This window comes from Streptomyces sp. NPDC030021 (assembly GCF_055574035.1).
This window is the reverse complement of the sequence record NZ_JBVIAH010000049.1, coordinates 1-7,664: the sequence shown is the minus strand read 5'-3', so window position 1 is coordinate 7,664 and position 7,664 is coordinate 1. Positions and strand designations below refer to the sequence as shown.

Sequence of the window (7,664 nt, the reverse complement as noted above, 5' to 3'; positions counted from 1 at the left end):
CCCCCCCCTCCCCCCCCCCCCCCCCCCCCCCCCCCCCCCCCCCCCCCCCCCCCCCCCCCCCCCCCCCCCCCCCCCCCCCCCCCCCCCCCCCCCCCGGGACCGCCCACACCAAGGGCTGGTCGGCCGTACGGGTCACGACCCGTGGGGCAGGACCCCCCGGGGCACAGCTCGTACGGACCGGTCCACCGGACACATCCGCGCCGACGCGAACGCCGTCAGGCGAACGCCGACGCGCCGGAGGGTCAGCGCTTCGCCACGAACACGTGCGAGGCGACGTCCGCGTCCAGCTCGGCAGCCTCACCACCACTGCCGACCAGCACACCGCCCGGGGACTCGGTCACGCTCACCACCGAGCCGGGCTGCACGCCCGCCCGCCGGAGCGTGTACATCAGCTGGGCGTCCGTCTGGATCGGCTCACCGATCCGCCGCACGACCACGGTCTTGCCCTCGGCGCCCGGGTCCAGCTCGGACAGACTGACCATGCCGTCCTCCAGGAACGGATCCGCCTCGGCCTTCTCACCCAGCTCCTCCAGCCCCGGGATCGGGTTCCCGTACGGCGACTCGGTCGGGTGACGCAGCAGCTCCAGCACCCGCCGCTCCACCGCCTCGCTCATCACGTGCTCCCAACGGCAGGCCTCCGCGTGCACCTGCTCCCACTCCAGGCCGATGACGTCGACGAGCAGACACTCCGCGAGCCGGTGCTTGCGCATGACACGCGTGGCCAGTCGGCGCCCCTCCTCCGTCAGCTCAAGGTGCCGGTCGCTGGCGACGGCCACCAGGCCGTCCCGCTCCATGCGCGCCACCGTCTGGCTCACCGTCGGACCGCTCTGGTCGAGCCGCTCGGCGATGCGGGCGCGCATGGGGACCACGCCTTCCTCTTCCAGCTCGAGGATGGTGCGGAGATACATCTCCGTGGTATCGATCAGTCCGGACATTCGTGCCCCTCGGATTGCGTGCGCTGGCCCTGCCCCCAATTCTGACGCATCGGGCCGACAACCGTCCCGTGCCGTGGGTCAAGACCGCTCCCGGACATCTCCCGGACATCCCCGGGAAGATCGGCCGAGGATGTCCGGGGCGCGCGACCAGAGCTTTCGGCCCGGGATTGACGTTCGTATTGACACGCCCTTGGTCCAGACCGCACGGTGAGCGGCGGACACGGACGCTCCCCCACCCCTGGAAGGGCCATCGGCGTATGAGCGAGAGCAAGCTGGCCGGTCAGTTCTTCGACGCCGCCATCGGTCTGCTGGAGCGGGTCCGGGACGAGGAGGCCCCGCACATCGCCGAGGCCGGCTCCCTCGTCGCCGACGCGGTCGCCTCCGGCAACCGGCTCTTCGCCTTCGGCGCCGGGCATTCCTCGCTGCCCGCCCAGGACGTCGTCTACCGGGCCGGCGGGCTGGCCCTGATGAACTTCCTCGCCGTCCCCGGCACCGCCGGCATCGACGTCATGCCCGCGACCCTGGGCAGCGCCCTGGAACGGGTCGACGGCCTGGCCGGCGCCGTCCTCGACAGCAGCCCCGCCTCCGACGGCGACGTCCTCGTGATCATCTCCCTCTCCGGGCGCAACGCCCTGCCCGTCGAGATGGCGATGAACGCCCGCGCCATCGGCCTCAAGGTCATCGGCGTGACCTCGGTGGCGTACGCGACCGGGACCAAGTCACGGCACGTCTCCGGCACCTTCCTCAAGGACCACTGCGACGTCGTCCTCGACAGCAAGATCGCGGTCGGCGACGCCGAGCTGAGCATCGACGGCATCGACGCGCCCTTCGCCCCCGCCTCCACCGTCGTGACCAGCGCGATCATGCAGGCGGTCATGGCGGCGGCGGCCGGTGAGCTCGCCGCCCGCGGGGTGGAGCCCCCGCTGCTGCGCTCGGGCAACGTCGACGGCGGCCACGAGTGGAACGGCCGCGTGATGCAGGAGTACGGCGACCGGATCTTCTTCCGGCACTGACCCGCACCGGGCCGCACCCGACGGACGGCGCCCCACGAGGAGTTGGCCCGAGGCACACCGCGCCTGCCGGAACCCCGGCCGCGTTCAGCCCCTCTCCGGGCCGACCGGACCCGCCGCCAGGTCCAGGTCGGCCGCGACCCGGGCCGCGACCTCCTCCGCGTACGCCGCGTCCGCGCGCTCGAAGGCCGCCCGCGAGGGCCCGCGCAGGAACGTCAGCGCCCCCAGGGTCCGCCCCCGGCTCCGCAGCACCGTGCACAGCACGTGCACGGCACCCTCGGGCCACTGGCGGGCCCGCGCCCACTCCGCGTCCGCCTCCCCCCGCGGGGCGCTGGTGCGCACCGAGCCGATCCGGTCCAGGGCCTGCAGCGCCGGGTGCCCGGCCGCGTACCGGACGGGGATCGACCCGGGGCCCGGCAGCGCCGGCGGAGACGCGGCGGACCGTACGAGCCTGCGCCGCTCGGGGTCGGCCGTGGGGTCCAGTACGTCCAGCAGCGCGTGCTCGGCGAAGCCGGCGAGGGCGAAGTCCAGGCGTACGCCGGCCGCCTCGGCCGGATCCTCGCACTCGGCGGCGGCCCGCCCCGCACGGTGGAGCTGGTGCGAGCGGAACCGCAGCTGCGCGGTGTCCAGCTGCTCCTGGCGGGCCTCGGTGACGTCCTGGAACAGCCAGCCGACGCCCAGCGGTACCGGCTCCTCCGCGAGCGGCGAGGCCAGCCGCAGGAACCCGCACCGCCAGCACCTGCGCCGCACCCCCTCCGGCGTGCGCACCGACACCCACATCTCCACCGGTGCGGGCGGAGCCCCCTCGGCGAGCACGTGCTGGAGCGCACCCTCCAGCTCCTCCACGCCCTGGGTCAGCAGCTCTCCCAGGGGCCGCCCGAGCAGCGCGGTGCGGCCGGTCCCGAAGGCCCGTGCGGCGTGCGCGTTGACCACGGCGGGCCGCAGGTCGACGTCGACGAGGACGACGCCCCACGAGGCGTCCTCCATCAGGGCCTCGCTCAGCGCGATGGAGCGTTCCAGGTCGATCTGGGCGTGCACCTCGCTGAAGGCGCAGTACACCCCGGCGGGTTTCCCGTCCGCGCCGGGCACCCCGGCGGACTGGGTCCGTACGAGGACGCGCCCGCCGTCCTTGGTCAGCAGCGCGAACTCGTGCACCTGCCGGCCGGGCACGTGCTGGGCGGCCATCAGCCGGTCCTGGACGTCGTGCGCGTCGGCGGCCCGCACCGCCCAGCCCTCGAAGCCCTTGCGGCCCACGGCCTCGGCGGCGGTCCAGCCCAGGATCCGCTCGGCCTCGCGGTTCCAGTGGGTGATCACGCCGTCGGAGTCGAACGCGCACAGGGCGGCGTCCATCCCGTCCAGCAGCGCTGCGAGCAGATCGTCAGCGGTCTCGTCACGTCCGTAAGCACTCACCTGGCACCCCCAGCAGGTGTTCGCGTATGCGGCACGTCAGATCATTGAACTGGAACGTGACGCAGCGCACACCGCTTTCGGGGAAATCGGTGCGCATCCCCCTACATCTGGGAAAGCACCACCAGAACGGCCGCACGTTCGAGTCGACGGGGTGCCCGCGCAGATCCTGGTGGTGGCGTCGACCGGACGCGGTGTCTCCCACCGGAACGTGCGGCTACTCCGAAGAGCCGATGGATACGCCTACGGATTCGCCGACGAAATTCGATTGAGCGGACGGCACAGGCCTGCCTACAGTGGACACACACTGAAAGGAGGTGATCCCGGAAATGTATGAACTCCGGACGCGTGAGGTGACTGCGGGCTAAGCGCCCGTCGTCGCACGCACCCAGTGCAGTGCCCGGCGGAGTCGCCTGGCGCCAATCCCAAGCAGTCACCCGACCCGCGGGCTCGCCGGTACGTCCGGCCGGCTTCTCTCACTGCAGGAGAGAAACCCGAGCCCGCGGGTCGTCTGCGTTCCCCGCCCCGGCCGGTCCTACGGGCAGAGCCGCTCCACGTGCCACTCGTCCCCGTCCAGGACATAGCGCAGGCGGTCGTGCAGGCGGTTCTCGTGGCCCTGCCAGAACTCCACCGCCTCCGGGACCACCCGCAGGCCGCCCCACTCCGGCGGCACCGGCACCTGCTCGCCCTCCGGGTAGCGGGCCTCCAGCTCGGCGTAGCGCCGGTCCAGCTCCGCACGGGACTCGATCACGCTGGACTGCTCGCTCGCCCAGGCGCCCAGCTGGGAGCCGTGCGGGCGGGAGCGGAAGTACGCCGCCGTCTCGTCGCGGCCGATACGGGCCGCCGTGCCCGTGACGATCACCTGGCGGGCGATCGGGTGCCAGGGGAAGAGCAGGGCCGCGTGCGGGTTCTCGGCCAGCTCACGGCCCTTGCGGGAGGCGTAATTGGTGAAGAAGACGAAGCCCCGGCCGTCGAACTGCTTCATCAGCACCGTCCGCGAACTGGGCCGTCCGTCCGGGGTGGCCGTCGATACGACCATGGCGTTCGGCTCGAAGAGGCGCGAGTCGGCGGCCTGCTGGAACCAGAGGGCGAACTGGTCCATCGGATTCCCGGCGAGACTCCCCTCGTCGACGATCTCCGAGCGGTACTGCTTGCGCATGATGGCGGGGTCAATGTCCTGATCGGTCACGCTGGCCATCCTGCCGCAGCCGGACCGGTGACGGTGTGCCGTATGTCACGCTTCCGCAGCCGGGGCGGAACGGCCAAAATCTTGGGGCCGGTCCGAAGGTCCCCGAGTGGGTGACCGACGGCCGTGCCGGGCATCAACGGGGATGACCGCGCCGGACCGCGAGTCACGCCGGGAGCCGCGCGTGTTCGCACTATCTGAGGAGCCGCCTGATGTCCGACTTCGTACCCGGGCTCGAAGGGGTCGTCGCGTTCGAGACGGAGATCGCCGAGCCCGACAAGGAAGGCGGTTCGCTCCGCTACCGGGGCGTCGACATCGAAGACCTCGTCGGCCACGTCTCCTTCGGGAACGTCTGGGGCCTGCTGGTCGACGGTGCGTTCAACCCGGGCCTGCCGGCCGCCGAACCCTTCCCCATTCCGGTCCACTCCGGTGACATCCGTGTCGACGTCCAGTCCGCGCTCGCGATGCTCGCCCCCGTGTGGGGTCTGAAACCGCTGCTGGACATCGACGTGCAGACCGCCCGCGACGATCTCGCGCGCGCGGCCGTGATGGCACTGTCGTACGTCGCCCAGTCCGCCCGCGGCCAGGGCCTGCCCATGGTGCCGCAGCGGGAGATCGACAAGGCCGAGTCCGTCGTCGAGCGGTTCATGATCCGCTGGCGGGGCGAGCCGGACCCGCGGCACGTCAAGGCCGTCGACGCGTACTGGACCTCGGCCGCCGAACACGGCATGAACGCCTCCACCTTCACGGCGCGGGTGATCGCCTCGACCGGCGCGGACGTCGCCGCCGCGCTGTCCGGCGCGGTGGGCGCCATGTCGGGGCCGCTGCACGGCGGGGCGCCGTCCCGCGTGCTCGGCATGATCGAGGAGATCGAGCGCACCGGCGACGCCGTGGCGTACGTGAAGAAGGCCCTCGACAAGGGCGAGCGGCTGATGGGCTTCGGCCACCGCGTCTACCGTGCCGAGGACCCGCGCGCCCGCGTGCTGCGGCGTACGGCCAAGGAGCTCGACGCGCCTCGCTACGAGGTGGCCGCCGCGCTGGAGAAGGCCGCGCTGGAGGAACTTCACGCACGCCGCCCCGACCGGGTGCTCGCCACGAACGTGGAGTTCTGGGCGGCGATCATGCTGGACTTCGCGGAGGTCCCCGCGCACATGTTCACGTCGATGTTCAGCTGCGCCCGTACCGCCGGCTGGTCGGCGCACATCCTGGAGCAGAAGCGCACGGGCCGCCTGGTGCGGCCCTCGGCCCGCTACATCGGGCCGGGGCGGCGCAACCCGCAGGAGATCGAGGGCTACGCGGACATCGCCGAGACCGCGTAGGCGCCTAGCCGCCAGGCAGGTCGGGCGCCGTATCCCGCGGGCGGGGTGCGGCGCCCTTGTCGTTCCCGCCGCCTCAGCCCAGGGCCGTGTCCAGGATCCGGGACCACTGGGCCACCACCCGGGCCCGGCGGGCCGTGTCGTCGGTGAGCACGTTGGCCAGGCCGAGGCCCCGCGCCATGTCCAGCAGGCCCTGCACGGTCTCCCGTACGCCCGGCACCGACTCGTCCGCACCCAGCAGCTCGACGGCGATGCGGTGGGTCTCGCGGCCGACCCGGGCTTCCAGTTCGGTGACCTGGGGGCGCAGCTGTTCCTCGTTGGAGGCGGCCGCCCACAACTGGAGGGCGGCCCGGAAGAGGGCGCCGGTGTACAGGTCGACCAGCGCCTCCACCACGGCGGGGCGGGCGGCCGGGCCGGCGTGGAAGAGGTCGCGCAGGGCGGTGGAGCGCTCCTCGGCGACGTACTCGACGGCCGCGGTGAACAGGTCCTCGCGGGTGGGGAAGTGGTGCTGGGCGGCGCCGCGCGAGACCCCGGCCCGTTCGGCGACGACCGAGACGGTCGAACCGGCCCAGCCGTGCTCCGCCAGGCAGGACACGGCCGCCTCCAGGAGGTGGCGGCGGGTGACGCGGCTGCGCGCCTGCTTGGGGCCCTGCGCGGGGCCGGTCACAGCGACCATGAGGGTTCCCGGCGCTCGAAGCGGGCGGTGATGCCTTCGCGGGCCTCGTCGGAGGCGAACAGTCCGGCGGACAGCTCGGTGAGGCGGGAGCCGTCGCGGGTGAGTGCCTCCCGTACGGCGGCGGAGGTCAGCGCCTTGGTCGCGGCCAGCCCCTGCGGGGAGGCCTTGCGCAGGCCGGCGAGTACGGGCTCCAGGGCCACGTCCACGTCCTCGCCGTGCAGGGTGAGCAGTCCGATCCGGGCGGCCTCGGCTACGTCGAAGGCCTCGGCGGTGAGGAAGTAGCGGGCGGCGGCGCGCGGGTCGAGGCGCGGCAGCAGCGGCATGGAGATCACCGCGGGGGCGAGGCCCAGATGGGTCTCGGTGAAGGCGTACGAGGACTGCGGTCCGGCGGCGGCGATGTCGCAGACACCGAGCAGCCCGAGGCCGCCGGCCCGGACGTGGCCGGTGACCCGGGCGACGACGGGCTTGGGCAGCTCGGCGGTCTCGCGGAGCAGGGCCAGGAAGTCGGCGGGATCGCAGGGGGACTTGAGGTCGGCCCCGGCGCAGAAGGTGGTGCCGGTGTGGGTGAGGACGACGGCCCGGACGGCGGGGTCCGCGGCGGTGGCGGCGAGCGCGGAGCGGAGCTCGGCGACGAGGCCGGCGGAAAGGGCGTTGCGGTTGCCCGGGGAGTCCAGGGTGAGGCTGACGATGCCGGTCGCCTGGGCGGCGTGCACGAGTGGGGCCATGTCTCCTCCGGAGTGGTTTGCGGATGGGGGTACTTCGGGAGCCGAGTCCCCTCCGGGAGGGTACGTTGCCCCTGCGGTTTGCCCTGCGGTTTCCCCTGCGGGGTGCCCGGCGGTCGGCTCGGCGGTGTGGCTCCCCTGCCGTGGTGTCGCCTCAATCGCCGGCGGGGCCGGTCCCTTGCGGGGTGCTCGGCGGTGTGGCTTCCCTGCCGTGGTGTCGCCTCAATCGCCGGCGGGGCTGGGTGGTGTGGGGCGGTGCCCCGCACGAGGGTCTCCTCGGCTCGGCGCGTCCGGGCTTGTCACGGCCAGACGGCCGTGGTCGCGCCTCGTCCTGCGGGGACCCTCCTGCGTGTCCCCGCCCCACGGCAGGGCTTCGACAGGGCGGCTTCCGTCCCCCTTGTGGGCTTCGACG

7 protein-coding genes are annotated in these 7,664 nt (G+C 73.2%); 2 read left to right on the top strand and 5 right to left on the bottom strand.

Annotation, left to right across the window (positions count from 1 at the left end):
* Positions 1-242: 242 nt before the first annotated feature.
* Positions 243-935 (bottom strand): metal-dependent transcriptional regulator, encoded by a 693-nt coding sequence (locus ACZ4YL_RS41235; RefSeq protein WP_388830832.1) that lies wholly within the window; start codon positions 933-935, stop codon positions 243-245.
* Positions 936-1,192: 257 nt separating this feature from the next.
* On the opposite strand from ACZ4YL_RS41235, the gene ACZ4YL_RS41230 reads away from it, so the two are divergent.
* Entirely contained in the window at positions 1,193-1,948 is a 756-nt protein-coding gene (locus ACZ4YL_RS41230) for an SIS domain-containing protein (protein ID WP_468123653.1), read from the top strand.
* A gap of 84 nt (positions 1,949-2,032) precedes the next feature.
* On the opposite strand, the gene ACZ4YL_RS41225 is transcribed toward ACZ4YL_RS41230, so the two are convergent.
* Both ACZ4YL_RS41225 and pdxH read right to left on the bottom strand, forming a co-directional pair.
* Positions 2,033-3,355 carry a PAS domain-containing protein gene (locus tag ACZ4YL_RS41225; protein WP_468123651.1) on the bottom strand — a complete coding sequence of 441 codons (1,323 nt, stop codon included), beginning with the start codon at positions 3,353-3,355 and terminating at the stop codon, positions 2,033-2,035.
* Between the two features lie 532 nt (positions 3,356-3,887).
* The gene (gene pdxH, locus ACZ4YL_RS41220) at positions 3,888-4,550 is read right to left on the bottom strand and encodes a pyridoxamine 5'-phosphate oxidase (protein WP_468123649.1); all 663 of its coding nucleotides are present in this window, start codon (positions 4,548-4,550) and stop codon (positions 3,888-3,890) included.
* A 200-nt stretch (positions 4,551-4,750) separates the two neighbouring features.
* On the opposite strand from pdxH, the gene ACZ4YL_RS41215 reads away from it, so the two are divergent.
* The gene (locus ACZ4YL_RS41215; RefSeq protein WP_030009579.1) at positions 4,751-5,857 is read left to right on the top strand and encodes a citrate synthase 2; all 1,107 of its coding nucleotides are present in this window, start codon (positions 4,751-4,753) and stop codon (positions 5,855-5,857) included.
* Positions 5,858-5,930: 73 nt separating this feature from the next.
* On the opposite strand, the gene ACZ4YL_RS41210 is transcribed toward ACZ4YL_RS41215, so the two are convergent.
* The gene (locus tag ACZ4YL_RS41210; RefSeq protein WP_468123646.1) at positions 5,931-6,530 is read right to left on the bottom strand and encodes a TetR/AcrR family transcriptional regulator; all 600 of its coding nucleotides are present in this window, start codon (positions 6,528-6,530) and stop codon (positions 5,931-5,933) included.
* The gene (locus ACZ4YL_RS41205) at positions 6,518-7,255 is read right to left on the bottom strand and encodes an enoyl-CoA hydratase family protein (protein WP_468123645.1); all 738 of its coding nucleotides are present in this window, start codon (positions 7,253-7,255) and stop codon (positions 6,518-6,520) included. Before ACZ4YL_RS41205 ends, ACZ4YL_RS41210 begins: the two co-directional genes overlap by 13 nt.
* Between the last annotated feature and the right edge of the window lie 409 nt (positions 7,256-7,664).

Coding starts and splice junctions, on each gene's coding strand:
- ACZ4YL_RS41235 (WP_388830832.1), bottom strand. CDS start 935: ATGTCCGGACTGATCGATACCACGGAGATGTATCTCCGCACCATCCTC.
- ACZ4YL_RS41210 (WP_468123646.1), bottom strand. CDS start 6,530: ATGGTCGCTGTGACCGGCCCCGCGCAGGGCCCCAAGCAGGCGCGCAGC.
- ACZ4YL_RS41215 (WP_030009579.1), top strand. CDS start 4,751: ATGTCCGACTTCGTACCCGGGCTCGAAGGGGTCGTCGCGTTCGAGACG.
- ACZ4YL_RS41205 (WP_468123645.1), bottom strand. CDS start 7,255: ATGGCCCCACTCGTGCACGCCGCCCAGGCGACCGGCATCGTCAGCCTC.
- ACZ4YL_RS41230 (WP_468123653.1), top strand. CDS start 1,193: ATGAGCGAGAGCAAGCTGGCCGGTCAGTTCTTCGACGCCGCCATCGGT.
- pdxH (WP_468123649.1), bottom strand. CDS start 4,550: ATGGCCAGCGTGACCGATCAGGACATTGACCCCGCCATCATGCGCAAG.